Consider the following 18,418-nt stretch of genomic DNA (forward strand, 5'->3'; position numbering starts at 1 on the left):
ATTTATTCACATTGCGCCCTGCCTTGCAGGGCATGAAAGGAAAGATTCTATGACAATTTCCCGCGTTCATCTGACGCCGCATATGCACTGGGATCGCGAATGGTATTTCACCACCGAAGCCTCGCGGATCCTGCTGGTTAACAACATGGCGGAGATCCTCGAGCGTCTGGAGAATGATCCCGACTATCCGTTTTACGTGATGGACGGACAGACGGCGATCCTCGAAGATTATTTTGCGGTTTGCCCGGAAAATCGCGCGCGCGTGAAGGCGCTGGTCGAAGCCGGAAAGCTGATCATCGGCCCGTGGTATACGCAGACCGACACGATGGTGGTCAGCGGCGAGTCCATCCTGCGTAATTTGCTGTACGGCATGCGTGATTGCCGTGAGTTTGGGGAGCCTATGAAAATCGGCTATCTGCCGGATTCATTCAGCATGTCTTCGCAACTTCCGCACATCTTTAATGGTTTTGGCCTGCAACATGCCATGTTCTGGCGCGGATGCTCGGAACGTCACGGGACGGATAAAACCGAATTCCGCTGGCAAAGTAATGACGGCAGTGAGGTCACCGCGCAGGTGCTGCCGCTGGGTTACGCCATTGGCAAATACTTACCGGAAGATGAAGAGGCGTTGCGCGAACGACTGGATAAATACCTGCCGGTGCTGGAAGCCGCATCGCTGACCGGCGATATCCTGCTGCCCAACGGCCATGACCAGATGCCGCTCCAGCAAAATATCTTTACCATCATGGAGATACTGCGCAGGATTTACCCGCAGCGCAGTTTTCAGCTCAGCCGTTTTGAAGACATTTTTCGACGTATCGACGCCATCAAACCGCAGCTGGCGCTGCTGCGCGGAGAATTTAATGACGGCAAATACATGCGCGTTCACCGCACCATTTCCTCGACCCGCATGGACATCAAACAGGCCAATGCAGCGACTGAGAATAAAATTGTCAATGTGCTTGAGCCGTTGTGTTCCATTGCCTGGCGCTTAGGTTTTGATTATCACCACGGCCTGATCGAAAAAATGTGGAAGGAAATCATGAAGAACCACGCGCACGACAGCATCGGTTGCTGTTGCAGTGACAAGGTTCATCAGGAAATTATGTCGCGCTTTATTCTTGCCGACGACATGGCCGAAAACCTCATTCAGTTCACGCTGCGTAAAATCATCGACAACCTGCAACCCGACGGGCACACCGCTGACCGGCTGGCGCTGTTTAATTTCTCGCTGCATCCGCGTCAGGAAACCATCAATACCACTTTAAGGATCCGTGCCTCATCTTTCAGCCTGACCGATGATCAGGGTCATGTTGTACCGTATTTCATCCGTGAAGCGCGGGAGATCGACCCAGGGCTGGTGGACAGGCAAATTGTGCATTACGGCAATTACGATCCGTTTATGGAGTACGACATCCAGCTTTGCGCCACGCTGCCGGCGATGGGTTACGTGACGTTAAACGTCACGCCGCACCAGCCGGGGATTTTGCTGCCTGCGCCGCAGGGAGAAGACGCGCTGGAAAACGATTATTACCGTGTGACGGTCAACCCGAACGGCACGCTGGATATTCTCGATAAGCAGACGTTCCGCCGCTATCAGCAGGTTCTGGAACTGGAAAACGGTTCTGACGATGGCGATGAATATGATTATTCTCCGGCGCGTGATGAGTGGCGGCTGACCTCTGGCGCGCTAAAGGCAGACGTGAGTTATCAGCATCAGCCGTGGCAAAGTACGGCGACCATTTCGTTGAAAATGCCGCTGCCGCGCACGCTGGAAGATCGTGCAATGCGCGTTCTCAACAGTGAAATCCCCGTGACTGTCAACGTGACGCTGGCGAAGAACAGCCGCCGGATAGAGATCGAAATGGCGCTGGAAAACCACGCAGAAGACCACCGCCTGCGGGTGCTGATCCCCACTCCCTTTGCCAGCCAGACGGTGGTTGCAGACAATCAGTTCGGTTGCATCACCCGTCCTGTGGACGACGCGTCAATGAAAAACTGGGAAGCAGAAGGCTGGAAAGAAGCGCCGGTGCCGGTGTGGCAACTGATGAATTTTGCGGCATTGCAGGACGGCCATCAGGGGCTGGCGCTGTTTACCGAAGGGTTACGCGAGTTTGAAGTGGTGGGTGAGCAGCGCGATACCTTCGCCCTGACGCTGTTCCGCGCCGTGGGTGTACTCGGTAAAGAGAATCTCCTGCTGCGCCCGGGGCGTCCTTCCGGTATTAAAATGCCGACACCTGATTCCCAAATGCCCGGCCAACAGGTGTATCGTTTTGCGCTGTTCGGTTTCAGCGGCGATCATATTCAGGCCAGCGTGATGCAACATGCGCGTGATTATCTGACGCCGGTGCGTACCTACAACAAAATACCGTATGACGCGATGAAGCTGAACCTGACCAATAATAAAACGCCATCTCGCTTCAGTCTGATGCAGAAATGTATTTCGGGTTCGGTGCTGAGTGTACTGAAAAAAGCCGAAGATGAAGAGGCGCTGATTGTGCGGGTTTATAACCCGTCGGAAACACAAAGTCTGCAAGACAGCCTGCAGGTGAATGCACGGGTCCAGGGATGGCAGGAAGTCAGAATGGATGAAATAGCGGTGAACACCGAAAATAGTTGCGGGCAAATGGGCGAATTTAAACCCTGTCAGTCGAAATCGTTCCGCATTTGTTTTTAAACTAACCCTGCAGAAATAGAAAACGGAGCCCGAAGGCTCCGTCGTCTTTTTAGCAATTGCGCGGCAATGAGGGAGCCACGCGGATGTTTCAGCTTTTTAAGGCATATTCCCGACACAGGAGTGAAACATCACAAATTGCCTTTTTTGTCAGCGACGCCCCAGCAGGACACCGATAACAATACCGATTGCCGCACCGGCACCGACGCCATACCACGGATTATCTTTCACATAATCGTTGGCTGTAGCCGCAGCATCACGTGCCTGCTGGCTGATTTTATCAGTGTTAAAACGTGCGCGTGTATCACGCAGAACGCCCTGTGCTTTGCTGCGCAGTTTATCCAATTCATCCTTGGATTTATCGCCTGCAGACTGAAGCACTTCATCCAGCGTGTCCGCCAGCAGGGTTACGTCCTGATTGATATTTTTTTCTACTTTGTCTGTTTTCTTAAACATTCCGTCTCTCCTTGTGTGACTGTTGAATTAAGCATAGACCATAATGTTGTACCGGATGGTTCTTTAAGGACAAAGGACTGTGATTATCGGCCTTTTCAGACCATGACGCTGTGGTAACAAGTCAGGCGTGGCGCGGGATGGCGTGACGCGGCTCGGATTTCTCTGCAAAACAAAATTCACGTTACAGCCAATAACATTTTTACCCCGTTCAGAGGCTAAAACCTGTTTATACTGTTGATTCCACTCTCAGTGATCTCATTTTCGGGTCCGCCCATGTCTTTAAGTACGCTTCGTTCTAACGCTCTGCTCAATAAACGCATCTTGTCGTTCATGCTGTTTACCTTCGTTGTCTATCTGACCATCGGCTTACCGCTCGCCGTCTTGCCGGGCTTTGTGCATAACACGCTGGGATACAATTCGGTGCTGGCCGGACTGGTGATCAGCGTTCAGTATTTTTCGACGCTGATCAGCCGTCCGCATGCAGGCCGTTACGCGGATATGCTTGGGCCGAAACGGGTGGTGATTTTTGGTCTGATTTGCTGCGGGATGAGTGGCGTATTTTACGCGATTGCTTTCTGGTTTGCCGCTTATCCATTGGCGAGCCTGCTATTGCTTTGTCTGGGGCGTGTTTTCTTAGGGGTAGGCGAAAGCTTCGGGAGCACCGGAACGACCTTGTGGGGAATTGGCGCGGTGGGTGCGAAACATACAGCGCGGGTGATTTCGTGGAACGGCGTGGCCACTTATGGCGCGATGGCGGTCGGCGCGCCGCTCGGCGTGTTGCTCAACCACGCTTACGGGCTGATGGGGGTAGCAGTGCTGATTATTGTCGCTGCAGCATTTGCGGCCATTATGGCCTGCATGAAAGCGGCGATTTCTGTCACCGCCGGCAAGCGTATCGCCTTCAAAGCGGTGGTCGGGCGCATCTGGCTTTACGGACTGGGCCTGGGTTTTGGCACCATCGGCTTTGGTGTTATCGCCACCTTTATTACCCTTTACTACGCCGATAAAGGCTGGAGCGGGGCGGCGTTCACGCTCACTTTATTCAGCCTGGGATTTGTGGGCGCGCGTCTGATTTTCGGCAATATGATCAACCGCTTTGGCGGCCTGCGGGTTTCACTGGTTTCGTTTGTGTTTGAAGTGGCGGGGCTGCTGATGATCTGGCTGGGGCATGATCCGCTTTCTGTGCAGGCAGGCGCATTCCTGACCGGTTCCGGCTTCTCGCTGATTTTCCCAGCGCTGGGTGTGGAGGCGGTAAAACAGGTGCCCCCGCAAAATCAGGGCACGGCACTGGGGCTGTATTCCGCATTTCTGGATCTGGGGTTGGGCATCACCGGACCGGTTGCCGGACTGATTATTTCGCATCTGGGCACGCCCTCTATTTATCTGGCGGCTGCTTTTATGGTCGTCATCGCCTGGTTACTGACCCTCAAAATATGGCTGCAAAACTCGCGCCAGACTCAGGCTGAATAACCATTATAGCGGTAAGGTTGTTGCGTTTAGATAAATCCTAAATGCGCCAAAATTTGGGATAAACGCATTGTCTGGCAGAGTTATTGCGGTAAGGTCGCCTTGCGGTTAAAGAAGCGAGGAGCAACCATGTATTTACGGCCAGATGAAGTGGCACGCGTTTTAGAAACATCAGGGTTTGAACGCGATTTTGTTGATGATAAAGCTTACGGTTACCGCCGGGGCGAGCATTATGTGTATGTAAACCGGGAAGCGCGGTTTGGCCGGACTGCCCTGGTAATACACCCGGCGCTGAAAGAGCGCAGTGAACGATTTGCAGAACCGACGGCATCTTTTCGCAGCAGCGATGCGTACAAGAATTTTCCGCTGGATGTTTCCAGCGATAACGAAACCTATTATGGAATTTGCCACGGTTTCAGTTCGCGTCAGATATTGGCGAGCTATCTGGATAACGTATTCAGATAACCGGTCAGGTCGCGCTGATAAGAAAAAGCCGCTGAATCAGCGGCTTTTTTGCGTCTATACCAGATGGATCTGGTTATAAGTCTGATTGTAGTCGCGGCGGAACTGCGCCAGTTCGAAGGGTTCGATATCCAGTTCGGCAAAATAGAACAGCGCCAGCTCTGCATGTTCGCTGCTTAACTGTGGCGGCAAATGCGCGCGCACCAGAATATTACGCCAGCGGACAATATTTTCTTCTGAAGCATCTTTAATAAAGGTCTGATAAATAAACACAACGTAGGCTGCTTTGCGGATTTCTTCGGCATAGCCACCGCTGATTGAGCGGATAAACATCTGGCTCTGACGTTTGCCCATTTCAAGCAACATAGAATCGATATAAACCGGCTTAATTTTCAACAAACTGGCGAGAGACGCGTTAGCTTTACGGGTGTCTGCCGTCATAAACCAATAACCCACAATAAAAACCACAACAATTGCAGCAAGCATAATCCATATCATTCTGGACTCTGGCCTCCGGCCTTTTCTGGCGAGATGTGAAAGGTGCATGCAACACCCGATGTGGGGAGTTTATCTGCTAATGACAGGAAATACGTGAAGGAGTGACAAAGAATTTGCGCCTGCTTCGCAGAATGTCATTGTAAGGTCATGGGATATTGATTAAATCAGATAAAAAGCGCGAACCATTAAAGGAGTGACGGATGGCCAGAAACATTGAAATTAAAGCCAGAATTGATGATTTTTCAGCGATGTATGAAAAACTTGCGCTGCTTGCCGACGGACTGCCGGACATCATTGATCAGGACGATACCTTTTTTATCTGCCCGCACGGACGTCTGAAATTGCGCACTTTTGCGCCCGACCGGGGCGAGCTGATTTTCTATCAGCGTCCGGATCAGGCAGGCCCGAAAACCAGTTTTTACCAGCTAACTGAAACTCAGGATCCGGACAGCCTGCGTGAAACTCTCACGCTTGCTTACGGCGTTTCCGGGCGGGTCATTAAACAGCGGACGTTATTCATGACCGGCCAGACTCGTTTGCATCTCGATCGGGTAAAACATCTGGGGGATTATCTCGAGTTTGAAGTGGTGCTGGATGAGGAAGAAACACCGGAACAGGGCATTGCGATTGCTGAGGATTTACTGGAAAAGTTAGGTGTCGAGCGGCAGGAACTGGTCGATCAGGCTTATGTCGATTTGCTCAATGCCAAAGGCAAACACCATCAGGATTGAAATCATATTGCCGCCTGCCGGTTAACGAAGCAGGCAAGAAGGCGGCAATATGGCAACGTTACTTTGTTTCTTCCAGCGAATACGGCAAAGGCTGAATGTTCAGCTGGCTGGTGGCGTCTTCACGCACCCGCAGATTAGCCTCAGCTTCCAGATCGTTGTTCAGTACAGCCTGAACCCAAAGTGTGCCGTCGCTGAGCTGAACTGCCGCCAGGATGGTACCGGTACGACGCCAGTTCTCGCCGAGTTGCAATTCAAGGTCATCTGACGGAGCGGGTACTTTGCTCGCTTTGCCGGACAACCAGTAAAGTGCGCGTTTATTGGCGCCACGGTATTTCGCCCGCGCCACCATCTCCTGACCGGCGTAGCAGCCCTTGGTAAAGCTGATGCCGTCGAGCGCCTGAATGTTGGTCGCCTGCGGAATAAACTGCACGGCATTTGGCGTATCAATCACCGGGAAACCGGCTTCGATATCGAGCGCCAGCCATTGCTGGCTGTCGTTGCGCTGCGCCTGTTCGCCTAATTCTTCGACCACCTGACGGGCTTTTTCCGGGCTGGTCACAATCAGATAACGCTCTGCCGGCAGGGAGAAATGCAGCAGGGTGGTTTCATCCTGTTGCACGACCTGTTGATCTGCCGTTGGTAATGTTGAAAAGAGACCTGTCAGCGCGGCGCTGGCCTGAAAACCTGCCACGCCGAGCAATACAACGTCGTCGTCAGCCGTGAACGTCACTTTTGAGAACACCGCGTATTTCTTCATTTCGGTTAACTGAGTGTCGCGCAAATTGCGACGCTCAATAAACGACATACCGTCGCCACGTTTGAACAGACGAAGGTTGCTCCACATTTTTCCTTTCGCGTCACAATGCGCGCAAAGAACGTGGCTGTCGGCTGCCAGCGCATCGACATCCACAGTGACCTGACCTTGCAGGTACTTCATGGTATCTGCGCCGGTCATGCTCACCAGCGCCCAGTCTTCCAGAGAGATCAACGTCAGCGGCAGATGAGAGGACGCTGAAGGTTTTTGCGGTGGAAAGGGAAATTCGTTAGCCATTTTCTAATCCCGGTCAATGAAATGTGACTGATGCCTCATGGTAAAAGAGCCCACCCGCTTTGAAAACAGTTATTGGTGCCTTTTACGGGAAGCCTTCCAGAGAATGTAAAACATACGACAGGTTTACAGCAGGTTTTACGGCACATCACGTAGATTGACAAAACAGGGCACTGAAAAGTTACGTTGCATGACGTGCCGCTGGTAGAATCATCGCAGACATAAAGAAACTCACGTTCTGTATCCCAACAAAGAGCCTTGTTATGGAAAGCAAAAATCAACTGGATATTAATAACCGTTCCCGAGTTCACTGGGCCTGCCGCCGCGGTATGCGCGAGCTGGATATTTCTATCATGCCGTTTTTCGAGCATGAATATGATTCGCTGAGTGAGGCCGATAAAGAGGTGTTTGTCCGCCTGCTGACCTGCGATGACCCCGATCTGTTCAACTGGCTGATGAATCACGGCGAGCCGGACGATACCGAATTACAACGCATGGTCGCCCTTATTCAGACGCGAAACAAAGCCCGTGGCCCTGTGGCGATGTGACCTGAGGGTGTCCTGGCGCAGTCAGCTTTTCTCACTGGGATGTTACGGTGCGGTGATGCTGCTGATTTTGCTGGCACCCTGGCCTGCGGGTTACTGGCCTGTCTGGATGACGCTGCTGTTGCTGGTGCTGTTTGAGTGCATTCGCAGTCAGCGGCGTATCACGGCACGTACTGGTGAAATTGTTCTGACTGATGATTACCGTCTGTTGTGGCGCGGTCATGAATGGCAGATTAAACACCCGGTGTGGATGATAAGCCACGGTGCGTTGCTTTCATTGCGTCGGGAGAAGCTCAAAGGCGGTCTGGCGCAGGCAATGCGCAGCTCAAGACAACGTTTGTGGCTGGCCTCTGACAGCATGAGTCAGGAAGAGTGGCGGCATTTGCGCCAGATATTGCTGAATACTCATCCGCGGAGCCCGGCAGAACCGGGCTGAAATCGGGTTGATGTTGCGGCGCAGGCATTGCGGATGGCGAAGCGTTACAGCAGGGCGTCCATTTCCAGCAGGATTTGCTCGCACCACTGTTGCAGGCGCTCTTCGGTGAGATCAAACTGATTCACATCGTCGAGTGCCAGTCCGACGAAATGTTTGCCATCGGCAGTCAGCGGTTTCGGGCTGGTAAATTCAAAGCCTTCAGTCGGCCAGAAACCGATAAAGCGAACACCCAGCGGCACCAGTTGATGGTAAAGCATCCCTAATGCGTCGAGGAACCATTCGCCGTAGCCTAGCTGGTCACCCATACCGTACATGGCAACAATTTTGCCGCGTAATTTAAGCGTAGGAAGTTGATTCCAGACGGCTTCCCAGTCTTCCTGAATTTCGCCAAAATCCCATGTCGGGATGCCGAGGATCAGGATGCTGTAGTCTTCCATCACATCAGGATCAACATCTTTAATATTATGCAAATCAACCAGTTCTTCGCCCAGAATGTCGCGAATTTTTTCCGCCGCCATTTCGGTGTAACAGGTGCTGGAACCGTAAAAAAGTCCGATTTTCATGCTTGTTGCCATAACGTCATAAGAATACGAATGGCAGGGAGTGTAGCAGATTTGGATGCATGAAAGGCATAATGGCTGGCGCAGTATGTGCTCAGGAAACAGGAGTCGGAATGCCAAAACAAGATAATGAGAACACTCAGGATGTGACCTCTGAGCAGGCTCTGCAAGCATTGAATCAGGCGGATCTAAGCCTGACAGAACAGTTTCTGGATATGCTGTGGATTGAGCGAAATCTCGCTGAAAATACGCTCTCGTCTTACCGGCAGGATCTGAAATCCCTGCTGGGCTGGCTGCATCACAATAAGACCGATTTGCTGCATGTCAGTGCGGAAGATTTGCAGTCTTTCCTTTCCGAACGCATTGAAGGTGGTTACAAAGCCACCAGTTCAGCACGGTTGCTCAGTGCGATGCGCCGTTTGTTCCAGTATATGAACCGCGAATCTGTACGTCAGGATGATCCGACGGCCTTGCTGTCTTCGCCAAAATTACCGCAGCGGCTGCCGAAAGATCTCAGTGAAGCGCAGGTCGATGCGTTGCTGGCTTCGCCAAGCGTGGATGTCCCCCTGGAATTGCGCGACAAAGCAATGCTGGAGCTGTTGTATGCCACCGGTTTGCGTGTTTCCGAGCTGGTCGGGCTGACGCTCAGTGACCTGAGCTTGCGACAGGGCGTGGTGCGGGTTATCGGTAAAGGGAATAAAGAACGTCTGGTGCCGATGGGCGAGGAAGCGGTGTACTGGATCGAGAATTATTTCGAGCACGGCAGGCCGTGGCTGCTTAACGGTCAGTCGCTGGATGTCGTCTTCCCTAGTACCCGCGCGCAACAAATGACGCGTCAGACATTCTGGCATCGTATCAAACACTATGCGATCCTTGCGGGCATTGATGCGGAACGTTTGTCACCCCACGTTCTGCGCCACGCTTTCGCCACCCACTTACTTAACCACGGTGCGGATCTGCGCGTGGTGCAAATGTTGTTAGGTCACAGTGACTTATCAACCACTCAAATTTATACCCATGTAGCGACTGAACGACTCAAACAGCTACATCAACAACATCATCCCCGCGCGTAACCCGCCGGAGAGAAAGGACGACATGATGAAAAAAGGTTTACTGCTGCTGACATTCCTGACTGCGTGTATGAGCTCCGCGGTCCATGCTGACGATGCAGCAATCAAAGCCACGCTTGGCAAACTGGGTATGAGTAATGCCGAGATTCAGTCTACGCCGGTGAAAGGGCTGAGCGCTGTTTCCACCGACAGCGGGACGATTTATATCACCGAAGATGGTAAGCATGTTTTGCAGGGGCCGATGTATGACGTCAGCGGCACTCATCCGGTCAACGTGACCAACAAAGCGCTGGTGAAAAAGCTGGATGCGCTGCAAAACGAGATGATCATCTACAAAGCCAAAAACGAAAAACATGTGATTACGGTGTTTACCGACATCACCTGCGGCTATTGCCACAAACTGCATCAGCAGATGCAAGAATATAACGATCTCGGTATTACCGTGCGTTATCTGGCCTTCCCGCGTCAGGGGCTGAACTCCAAAACCGAGAAAGACATGCAGTCGATCTGGTGTACAGGCAACCGCAAAACCAGTTTTGATGCGGCAATGCGGGGTGATGACATCACTTCAGCGACCTGCAAAACCAGCGATATAGCGAAACACTTTGAGCTGGGCGTGCAGTTTGGCGTCACCGGCACTCCTGCTGTGGTGCTGGAAGACGGTACCTTGATCCCTGGCTATCAGCCGCCAAAAGAAATGGCCGCCATGCTCAATCAGCAGGATCCTTCACATAAAACAGGTGGTTGATTTTTCGTGACCTTGCAGACCCAACTTCGCCGCCGTGAGGCGGCGACTGGCGTGGAACTTCCCGCCGATCTTTCTCCTTTGTTGCGCCGGTTATATCTCGCCCGGGGCGTGAAAGAAAGTCAGGAACTTGAGCGCAGCGTGCGCGGTATGCTGCCTTATCAGCAACTCGACGGCATTGATACTGCGGTCGCTCTGTTGCAAAAAGCACTGGCTGAACGTCTGCGTATTATTATCGTCGGTGATTTTGATGCCGATGGCGCAACCAGCACCGCGCTCACTTTGCTCTCTTTGCGCAGCATGGGCTGCGGGAATCTGGATTATCTTGTACCGAACCGTTTTGAAGACGGTTACGGCTTAAGCCCGGAAGTCGTCGAACAGGCCGCCGCCCGCGGCGCAGAGCTGATCCTGACTGTTGATAACGGAATTTCCTCTCATGCAGGTGTAGCGCTTGCCCATGAAAAAGGCATTCAGGTGCTGGTCACTGACCACCACTTGCCGGGCGAAACCTTGCCGGATGCCGAAGCGATCATAAACCCGAATCTGGTCGGCTGCGAGTTTCCGTCTAAATCGCTGGCAGGCGTCGGCGTGGCGTTCTATCTGATGCTGGCGCTGCGCAGTGCTTTACGTGACGGTGGCTGGTTCGAGCAAAATGGTTTAGCTATTCCAAATCTGGCGGAACATCTGGATCTGGTGGCGCTTGGTACAGTGGCGGACGTCGTGCCGCTTGATGCCAACAACCGCATCATGGTGTATCAGGGGCTTAACCGTATCCGTGCCGGAAAATGCCGCGCAGGTATCCGCGCGCTGCTCGAAGTGGCGGGGCGCGAAGCCCGCACATTGTGCGCCAGTGATTTAGGTTTTGCGCTCGGACCACGGCTCAATGCCGCCGGCCGTCTTGATGATATGTCGGTTGGCGTTGCTCTTTTACTCAGTGAGGACATCGGTCAGGCACGCGCGCTGGCCAGTGATCTGGATGCGCTGAACCAGACCCGACGTGAAATAGAGCAGGGCATGCAGGTTGAAGCGCTGGCGCTTTGTGACAAACTTGAACGCAGCACCGACGCGCTGCCTTTCGGACTGGCGATGTACCATCCGGAATGGCATCAGGGTGTGGTCGGTATTCTGGCATCCCGTCTGAAAGAGCGGTTTAATCGCCCGGTGATTGCATTCGCACCGGCGGGTGAAGGCATTCTTAAAGGTTCGGGTCGTTCGATTGCCGGTTTGCATATGCGCGATGCGCTGGAACGTCTCGATACGCTTAATCCCGGTCTGATGATGAAATTTGGCGGACATGCGATGGCTGCCGGTTTGTCGCTGGAAAAAAGCAAGTTCGACGAGTTCCGCGACAAGTTCGCCGAACTCGTCGGCGAATGGCTGGATCCTTCGCATCTGGAAGGTGTGGTGTGGTCGGATGGTGAGCTGTCGGCCCGTGAACTGACGATTGATACGGCTGAAATGCTGCGTGATGGCGGCCCGTGGGGGCAGGCGTTCCCGGAACCGACGTTTGACGGTACGTTCCGCATTCTGCAACAGAAACTGCTGAAAGAACGTCATCTCAAACTGATGATTGAGCCCATTGGCGGAGGTCCTCTGCTCGACGGTATCGCCTTTAATATCGATCCGACCTTCTGGCCGGACAGCAGTATCCGCGAAGTGCAGCTGGCGTACCGGCTGGATATCAATGAATTTCGGGGAAATCGTAGCGTTCAGTTGATCATCGAACATTTATGGCCGAAATAAGCGATTTTCACCCGCAATAAACCCTGCAAAAAAACGGCTCCTTGCTATAAAAAGACCGCTAATTCCGTTAGAATCGGCGGTTCGAATGGCATTGGGCCAACTCCGAATCTAACGTAAGACGCGAAAAATCATGTTTGAAATTAATCCGGTTAAGAACCGCATTCAGGACCTGTCCGAGCGGACAGTCGTTCTTCGGGGGTATCTTTGACTATGATGCCAAGAAAGAACGCCTCGAAGAAGTAAACGCCGAGCTTGAACAGCCGGACGTCTGGAACGAGCCAGAACGCGCACAGGCGCTGGGCAAAGAACGTTCCTCTCTGGAAGCTATTGTTGAAACCATCGATGAGTTATTGCAGGGCGCGGAAGATGTGACCGGCCTGCTGGAACTGGCTGTTGAAGCCGACGATGAAGACACGTTCAACGAAACAGTCGCCGAACTCGATGTACTGACCGCCAAACTGGAACAGCTGGAATTCCGCCGCATGTTCTCCGGCGAATACGACAATGCCAGCTGCTACCTCGATATCCAGGCGGGTTCCGGTGGTACGGAAGCGCAGGACTGGGCGAGTATGCTGCTGCGTATGTATTTGCGCTGGGCAGAAGCCAAAGGTTTCAAAACTGAAGTTATCGAAGAATCTGACGGTGAAGTGGCAGGGCTTAAATCCGCGACCATCAAGATCATCGGTGATTACGCGTTCGGCTGGCTGCGTACAGAAACCGGCGTTCATCGCCTGGTGCGTAAGAGCCCGTTCGACTCCGGTGGCCGTCGTCATACGTCTTTCAGTTCCGCGTTTGTGTATCCGGAAGTGGATGACGATATCGAAATCGAAATTAACCCTGCCGACCTGCGTATCGACGTATACCGCGCGTCCGGTGCAGGTGGTCAGCACGTCAACAAAACGGAATCTGCGGTACGTATTACCCACCTTCCGACCAACATTGTGACTCAGTGTCAGAACGACCGCTCCCAGCATAAAAACAAAGATCAGGCCATGAAGCAGATGCGTGCGAAGCTTTATGAGTATGAGATGCAAAAGAAAAATGCGGACAAACAGCAGCTGGAAGACAACAAGTCTGACATCGGCTGGGGCAGCCAGATTCGTTCTTACGTGCTGGACGATTCCCGTATCAAAGATTTACGCACGGGCGTCGAAACGCGAAATACGCAGGCCGTACTGGATGGCGACCTGGATAAATTCATTGAGGCAAGTTTGAAAGCCGGGTTATGAGGAACCAAAATGTCTGAGCAACAACCAGCAGCGCAAAGCGCAGAAAACGTACCAGATCTTAACAACGAGCTGAAATCTCGTCGTGAGAAGCTGGCTTTACTGCGCGAATCCGGTATCGCTTTCCCTAACGATTTCCGTCGTGACAGCATCTCTGATGAATTGCATGCGAAATATGGCGAAAAGACCAACGAAGAACTGGAAGCATTAAACATCGAAGTCACCGTCGGTGGCCGTATGATGACCCGCCGTATCATGGGCAAGGCCTCTTTCGTGACCCTGCAAGATGTCGGTGGCCGTATCCAGCTTTACGTTGCGCGTGATGACCTCGCTGAAGGCATCTACAACGAGCAATTCAAGAAATGGGATCTGGGCGATATTCTGGGCGCGACCGGTAAACTGTTCAAAACCAAGACCGGCGAACTGTCGATCCATTGTTCTGAACTGCGTCTGCTGACCAAAGCACTGCGTCCGTTGCCGGATAAATTCCATGGCTTGCAGGATCAGGAAGCGCGTTACCGTCAGCGTTATCTCGACCTGATCGCTAACGAAGATTCCCGTAAGACCTTCAAAATCCGTTCTCAGATCATGTCTGGCATCCGCAGCTTCATGGTGGAAAACGGCTTCATTGAAGTCGAAACCCCGATGATGCAGGTGATCCCTGGTGGCGCAGCGGCACGTCCGTTCATCACCCACCACAATGCCCTCGACATCGACATGTACCTGCGTATCGCGCCGGAACTGTATCTGAAGCGTCTGGTTGTCGGTGGTTTCGATCGCGTATTCGAAATCAACCGTAATTTCCGTAACGAAGGCGTTTCTCCGCGTCACAACCCAGAGTTCACCATGATGGAACTCTACATGGCGTACGCGGATTACAAAGACCTGATCGTTCTGACTGAAACCCTGTTCCGCACGCTGACTGAATCCGTGCTGGGCAGCAGCGTTGTGCAGTACGGCGACCAGACTTTCGATTTCGGCAAGCCGTTCGCCAAGCTGACTATGCGTGAAGCGATCTGCAAATACCGTCCTGAAACCAACGTTGCTGATCTCGACGATCTGGCTAAAGCGACCGCTATCGCAGAATCTATCGGCATCAAAATCGAGAAGAGTTGGGGTCTGGGCCGTATCGTGACCGAAATCTTCGAAGAAACCGCTGAAGCACAGCTGATCCAGCCAACCTTCATTACCGAGTACCCGGCAGAAGTTTCTCCGCTGGCGCGCCGTAATGACGAGAACCCGGAAATCACTGACCGTTTCGAATTCTTCATCGGCGGCCGTGAAATCGGTAACGGCTTCTCTGAGCTGAACGATGCAGAAGATCAGGCACAGCGCTTTGCTGACCAGGTTTCTGCGAAAGATGCTGGCGACGACGAAGCGATGTTCTACGACGAAGACTACGTGACAGCGCTGGAACACGGCCTGCCACCGACTGCCGGTCTGGGCATTGGTATCGACCGTATGGTTATGCTGTTCACCAACAGCCACACCATCCGCGACGTGATCCTGTTCCCGGCAATGCGTCCGCAGACACAGAAATAAGTTTCTCAGAAACAACAAAAGGGCGCTCCGGCGCCCTTTTTCATGTTGCAGATCACGTCATATGCTAACTGCTTAAAACTCCAGCGCTTATCCGCAATCACGCCTTGCTCCGCCGTCGTAACCGGTTATAATGCCAGTCGCACACCGATGCGGGTGTAGTTCAATGGTAGAACGGCAGCTTCCCAAGCTGCATACGAGGGTTCGATTCCCTTCACCCGCTCCAAAAGCTTCTTCCTCAAATCTGTTCAATACCCCAAAAAATTCACTACCCAATCCCGATTATTCGTATTTCCTGTACGTCGTTTCTGCATGTCTAAATTTTGAACTCAAAAGTTTAAAAACGATGCAAATCAGCTGCATACCCTGCTAAGGGGAGGGTTGGGGTGGGGTATTAAGGTCAGATCGCAATGCGGAAACATCCACTGTTTTAGGGTTTGCTAAACCCCCTCCCGGCCTCCCTTCGCAGGGGGAGGAGCACACCTGCAATCCCTGCAACTCCTTGCAAACCATTAAATTTATCTGGAATCATCACCTCAATTTCGTTCTTAGCCACTTGGTTTAGTCACGCGCTTTACGCTATAGTCGCGTCGCTGCGGCAAAATCCGCAGCCGGGCGTGAGAACTCGAAATCTACTGGAAAACAGCACAGTTTTATTGTGCGCAACTATCAGTTCAGAATGGAGTTCTCAATGAATCTACATCAGTTCGCAATCTATTTACCTTTCCCCCATTCCCCTGTGATCCTGACCACAGGAGCACAAACTCATGAATAATCAAGACTGGCATCAGGCAGATATTATTGCGGCGTTACGCAAGAAGGGCACGACATTGGCGGCGGTATCACGTGCGGCAGGGCTAAGTTCTTCGACGCTATCGAACGCGCTTTCACGTCCGTGGCCGAAAGGGGAAATACTGATTGGTCAGGCTATTGGCGTGCATCCTGCGGTGATCTGGCCGAGCCGTTATTACGACCCGAAAACACATCAGTTAATTGAACGCCGTACACGAAATCATTAGGTGCAAATTATTGAGCGGGCGGGCATCAGTAATGATGGTCATCCCGCCCGCTCGTTTAAACCAACAGCAATTACTTATTCTTCACCTGCAATCCGCGCGGCAGATTGTTGTTATCCACCTGCGGTAAACCGGTAGAAGCAGAAGAGGTGAGTAAGCCTGTCTCAACGTAGTTTTGCAGTTTCTCGCGGGTATCGGTGATATCCAGGTTACGCATGGTCAGCTGACCAATACGGTCATCTGGTGAGAACACAGAATCGCCTTTTTCCATGGTCAGACGCTCTGGTTTGTAAGTCAGGTTCTCAGACACCGTGTTCATGATGGTGTAGTCGTTGCCGCGACGCAGTTCCAGCGTCACTTCACCGGTGATTTCGCTGGCGACCCAACGCTGAGCCGAGTCACGCAGCATCAGAGCTTGTGGATCGAACCAACGGCCCTGATACAGCAGACGACCCAGCACGCGGCCATTCGCATGGTATTGCTCGATGGTGTCTTCGTTATGAATACCGGTCAGCAGACGCTCGTAAGCGATGTGTAGCAGCGCCATTCCCGGAGCTTCGTAGATGCCACGGCTTTTGGCTTCGATAATACGGTTTTCAATCTGGTCGCTCATACCCAAACCATGACGGCCACCGATGCGGTTGGCCTCCATCATCAGCTCAACGCTGTCGTCAAAAGTCACGCCGTTCAGTGCAACCGGATAACCGCGTTCAAAACGGACAACCACTTCTTCCGCTTTCACGACCACGTTCTCATCCCAGAATTTCACGCCCATAATCGGATTAACGATTTTGACGCCGGAATCGAGGAATTCCAGATCTTTGGCTTCGTGCGTCGCGCCCAGCATGTTGGAGTCGGTGGAGTAGGCTTTCTCGGTCGACATTTTGTAATCGAAACCGGACTGAATCATGAATTCGGACATCTCATGACGGCCGCCGAGTTCATCGATAAAGTCGGTATCCAGCCACGGTTTATAAATCTTCAGTTCAGCATTGGTCAGCAGGCCGTACCGATAGAAACGCTCGATATCGTTACCTTTGTACGTGCTGCCGTCACCCCAGATATTCACGCCGTCTTCTTTCATCGCAGCAACCAGCATGGTGCCGGTCACAGCACGACCCAGCGGGGTGGTGTTGAAATAAGTTACACCTGCGGTAGTGTTGTGGAATGCGCCACATTGAATGGCGGCAATGCCTTCGGCTACCAGTTGTTTACGGCAATCAATCAGGCGGGCTTTCTCTGCACCGTATTCCATCGCTTTACGCGGAATGGCATCGTAATCTTCTTCATCAGGCTGACCCAGGTTGGCCGTGTACGCATAAGGGATGGCCCCTTTTTTCTGCATCCACAGCAGCGCTGCGCTGGTGTCCAGACCGCCGGAGAAAGCGATACCCACACGCTGATTAATAGGAAGGTGCTTGAGAATAGTTGTCATCGATTAAATCCTGTATTAATTAGGTCTGTCTGCTAAAGGTTTCAATGCCTATATTGATAACGCAAAACCGGGGTCAGGTAAAAGGGATTTTGCATATTTATGTAAATTTTATCGCATAACTATCTACATTGTCATGTTGGTTAAGAGATGCTTTATTCAATCTCGTTCAGCATTTGGCCATACCCACGAATGTCCTCACATCCCCTCAAGCGGCAACATATTCAGCGGTTTCACTTCCCGCAGGACAAACGAGGTTTGCATCTCTTTAATCCCCGGTAATCGCCGCACCACTTCCATTGCGAAGCTGGAGAAACTGTCGAGATCTTTCGCCACCACCTGCAACAGAAAATCGGTATCACCGGCAATCGCGTAGCAGGCGATAACCGCAGGCAATGCGCCAACTTCCTGCTCAAAGCGCCGGGCATCTTCCTCGCTGTGGCTGTCGATTTTCACCCGGATAAAAGCCAGCAATCCAAGACCAATCTTTTTCCGGTCGATGTTCGCCTGATAACCGGTTATTACACCGCTGTCCTCCAGCTGTTTCATGCGCCGCCAGCAGGGAGAGGCAGCCATGCCCACTTTTTCCGCCAGCTCCTGATTGGTCATTCTGCCTGAACTCTGTAGTTGTTTAAGAATGCGAAGGTCTGCCGGTGACATTTCAGATACGGACATAATCTGCCTTTTAAATGTGATTATTAGAAAGGGATAACCAGATTAGGGCATTTTACCGCGCAAAAAGAAAGCACCTTTCAGTGTCTCAACGCTAT

At 52.3% G+C, this 18,418-nt stretch carries 18 protein-coding genes and 1 tRNA gene; 13 read left to right on the forward strand and 6 right to left on the reverse strand.

Translation table 11 applies throughout. From position 1 onward, the window contains the following. Positions 1 to 49 precede the first annotated feature (49 nt). Positions 50 to 2,677: a mannosylglycerate hydrolase gene (gene mngB / locus J1778_RS01605; RefSeq protein ID WP_217171701.1), complete on the forward strand. Its 2,628-nt coding sequence runs from the start codon at positions 50 to 52 to the stop codon at positions 2,675 to 2,677. A gap of 147 nt (positions 2,678 to 2,824) precedes the next feature. On the opposite strand, the gene J1778_RS01610 is transcribed toward mngB, so the two are convergent. Continuing rightward, entirely contained in the window at positions 2,825 to 3,130 is a 306-nt protein-coding gene (locus J1778_RS01610; protein ID WP_112289780.1) for an ElaB/YgaM/YqjD family protein, read from the reverse strand. A 273-nt stretch (positions 3,131 to 3,403) separates the two neighbouring features. On the opposite strand from J1778_RS01610, the gene J1778_RS01615 reads away from it, so the two are divergent. After that, positions 3,404 to 4,600 (forward strand): MFS transporter, encoded by a 1,197-nt coding sequence (locus J1778_RS01615; RefSeq protein ID WP_217171702.1) that lies wholly within the window; start codon positions 3,404 to 3,406, stop codon positions 4,598 to 4,600. 126 nt (positions 4,601 to 4,726) lie between these two features. Then, entirely contained in the window at positions 4,727 to 5,062 is a 336-nt protein-coding gene (locus tag J1778_RS01620) for a DUF2002 family protein (RefSeq protein ID WP_217149125.1), read from the forward strand. Positions 5,063 to 5,116: 54 nt separating this feature from the next. On the opposite strand, the gene J1778_RS01625 is transcribed toward J1778_RS01620, so the two are convergent. After that, complete coding sequence (locus tag J1778_RS01625; protein WP_120508960.1) at positions 5,117 to 5,557, reverse strand: DUF1198 domain-containing protein; 441 nt, start codon at positions 5,555 to 5,557, stop codon at positions 5,117 to 5,119. A 200-nt stretch (positions 5,558 to 5,757) separates the two neighbouring features. Here J1778_RS01625 and J1778_RS01630 point away from each other — a divergent pair, with 200 nt between their 5' ends. Then, positions 5,758 to 6,288 (forward strand): class IV adenylate cyclase, encoded by a 531-nt coding sequence (locus J1778_RS01630; RefSeq protein ID WP_217171703.1) that lies wholly within the window; start codon positions 5,758 to 5,760, stop codon positions 6,286 to 6,288. A gap of 58 nt (positions 6,289 to 6,346) precedes the next feature. On the opposite strand, the gene ygfZ is transcribed toward J1778_RS01630, so the two are convergent. Beyond that, positions 6,347 to 7,339, reverse strand: coding sequence for a tRNA-modifying protein YgfZ (gene ygfZ / locus J1778_RS01635; RefSeq protein ID WP_217171704.1), 993 nt, complete (start codon positions 7,337 to 7,339; stop codon positions 6,347 to 6,349). Between the two features lie 278 nt (positions 7,340 to 7,617). Between ygfZ and sdhE the strand changes: the two genes are divergently transcribed. After that, positions 7,618 to 7,884 (forward strand): FAD assembly factor SdhE, encoded by a 267-nt coding sequence (gene sdhE / locus J1778_RS01640; protein WP_217171728.1) that lies wholly within the window; start codon positions 7,618 to 7,620, stop codon positions 7,882 to 7,884. Beyond that, positions 7,865 to 8,317 (forward strand): protein YgfX, encoded by a 453-nt coding sequence (locus J1778_RS01645; protein ID WP_217171705.1) that lies wholly within the window; start codon positions 7,865 to 7,867, stop codon positions 8,315 to 8,317. The genes sdhE and J1778_RS01645 overlap by 20 nt, the downstream gene beginning before the upstream one ends. Before the next feature lie 44 nt (positions 8,318 to 8,361). Here J1778_RS01645 and fldB read toward each other — a convergent pair whose 3' ends face one another. Next, entirely contained in the window at positions 8,362 to 8,880 is a 519-nt protein-coding gene (gene fldB, locus J1778_RS01650) for a flavodoxin FldB (RefSeq protein ID WP_217171706.1), read from the reverse strand. Positions 8,881 to 8,990: 110 nt separating this feature from the next. Here fldB and xerD point away from each other — a divergent pair, with 110 nt between their 5' ends. The 7 genes from xerD to J1778_RS01685 all read left to right on the forward strand — a co-directional run bounded on the left by xerD (position 8,991) and on the right by J1778_RS01685 (position 16,219). Next, positions 8,991 to 9,950: a site-specific tyrosine recombinase XerD gene (xerD, locus tag J1778_RS01655; protein ID WP_217171707.1), complete on the forward strand. Its 960-nt coding sequence runs from the start codon at positions 8,991 to 8,993 to the stop codon at positions 9,948 to 9,950. 25 nt (positions 9,951 to 9,975) lie between these two features. Beyond that, on the forward strand, positions 9,976 to 10,695 hold the full coding sequence (dsbC, locus tag J1778_RS01660) for a bifunctional protein-disulfide isomerase/oxidoreductase DsbC (protein ID WP_217171708.1): 720 nt from the start codon (positions 9,976 to 9,978) through the stop codon (positions 10,693 to 10,695). Between the two features lie 6 nt (positions 10,696 to 10,701). Beyond that, a complete protein-coding gene (gene recJ / locus J1778_RS01665; protein WP_217171709.1) occupies positions 10,702 to 12,435 on the forward strand; it encodes a single-stranded-DNA-specific exonuclease RecJ in 1,734 nt (577 codons plus the stop codon). Between the two features lie 130 nt (positions 12,436 to 12,565). Then, a protein-coding gene (gene prfB / locus J1778_RS01670; protein ID WP_112291244.1) for a peptide chain release factor 2 occupies positions 12,566 to 13,664 on the forward strand; the annotation gives its coding sequence in 2 pieces (ribosomal slippage) (positions 12,566 to 12,640 and positions 12,642 to 13,664; 1,098 coding nt in all). Positions 13,665 to 13,673: 9 nt separating this feature from the next. After that, entirely contained in the window at positions 13,674 to 15,203 is a 1,530-nt protein-coding gene (lysS, locus tag J1778_RS01675) for a lysine--tRNA ligase (RefSeq protein ID WP_217171710.1), read from the forward strand. Between the two features lie 149 nt (positions 15,204 to 15,352). After that, positions 15,353 to 15,426: transfer RNA gene (locus tag J1778_RS01680), tRNA-Gly, on the forward strand. A gap of 541 nt (positions 15,427 to 15,967) precedes the next feature. Beyond that, positions 15,968 to 16,219, forward strand: a complete 252-nt coding sequence (locus J1778_RS01685) for a helix-turn-helix domain-containing protein (RefSeq protein ID WP_129638890.1) — start codon at positions 15,968 to 15,970, stop codon at positions 16,217 to 16,219. 70 nt (positions 16,220 to 16,289) lie between these two features. On the opposite strand, the gene argG is transcribed toward J1778_RS01685, so the two are convergent. Both argG and J1778_RS01695 read right to left on the reverse strand, forming a co-directional pair. Further along, positions 16,290 to 17,651 (reverse strand): argininosuccinate synthase, encoded by a 1,362-nt coding sequence (argG, locus tag J1778_RS01690; protein WP_112290320.1) that lies wholly within the window; start codon positions 17,649 to 17,651, stop codon positions 16,290 to 16,292. Positions 17,652 to 17,846: 195 nt separating this feature from the next. Beyond that, positions 17,847 to 18,323, reverse strand: a complete 477-nt coding sequence (locus tag J1778_RS01695) for an Lrp/AsnC family transcriptional regulator (RefSeq protein WP_217171711.1) — start codon at positions 18,321 to 18,323, stop codon at positions 17,847 to 17,849. Positions 18,324 to 18,418 lie beyond the last annotated feature (95 nt).

Source organism: Rahnella bonaserana, from assembly GCF_019049675.1.
Taxonomy (GTDB): domain Bacteria; phylum Pseudomonadota; class Gammaproteobacteria; order Enterobacterales; family Enterobacteriaceae; genus Rahnella; species Rahnella bonaserana.

What these genes read in the sequence shown, in the direction of transcription:
- ygfZ (WP_217171704.1), bottom strand. Translation starts at nt 7,339, where the DNA reads ATGGCTAACGAATTTCCCTTTCCACCGCAAAAACCTTCAGCGTCCTCT.
- J1778_RS01615 (WP_217171702.1), top strand. Translation starts at nt 3,404, where the DNA reads ATGTCTTTAAGTACGCTTCGTTCTAACGCTCTGCTCAATAAACGCATC.
- dsbC (WP_217171708.1), top strand. Translation starts at nt 9,976, where the DNA reads ATGAAAAAAGGTTTACTGCTGCTGACATTCCTGACTGCGTGTATGAGC.
- J1778_RS01695 (WP_217171711.1), bottom strand. Translation starts at nt 18,323, where the DNA reads ATGTCCGTATCTGAAATGTCACCGGCAGACCTTCGCATTCTTAAACAA.
- J1778_RS01630 (WP_217171703.1), top strand. Translation starts at nt 5,758, where the DNA reads ATGGCCAGAAACATTGAAATTAAAGCCAGAATTGATGATTTTTCAGCG.
- J1778_RS01685 (WP_129638890.1), top strand. Translation starts at nt 15,968, where the DNA reads ATGAATAATCAAGACTGGCATCAGGCAGATATTATTGCGGCGTTACGC.
- mngB (WP_217171701.1), top strand. Translation starts at nt 50, where the DNA reads ATGACAATTTCCCGCGTTCATCTGACGCCGCATATGCACTGGGATCGC.
- J1778_RS01625 (WP_120508960.1), bottom strand. Translation starts at nt 5,557, where the DNA reads ATGATATGGATTATGCTTGCTGCAATTGTTGTGGTTTTTATTGTGGGT.
- J1778_RS01620 (WP_217149125.1), top strand. Translation starts at nt 4,727, where the DNA reads ATGTATTTACGGCCAGATGAAGTGGCACGCGTTTTAGAAACATCAGGG.
- xerD (WP_217171707.1), top strand. Translation starts at nt 8,991, where the DNA reads ATGCCAAAACAAGATAATGAGAACACTCAGGATGTGACCTCTGAGCAG.
- J1778_RS01610 (WP_112289780.1), bottom strand. Translation starts at nt 3,130, where the DNA reads ATGTTTAAGAAAACAGACAAAGTAGAAAAAAATATCAATCAGGACGTA.
- lysS (WP_217171710.1), top strand. Translation starts at nt 13,674, where the DNA reads ATGTCTGAGCAACAACCAGCAGCGCAAAGCGCAGAAAACGTACCAGAT.
- fldB (WP_217171706.1), bottom strand. Translation starts at nt 8,880, where the DNA reads ATGAAAATCGGACTTTTTTACGGTTCCAGCACCTGTTACACCGAAATG.
- argG (WP_112290320.1), bottom strand. Translation starts at nt 17,651, where the DNA reads ATGACAACTATTCTCAAGCACCTTCCTATTAATCAGCGTGTGGGTATC.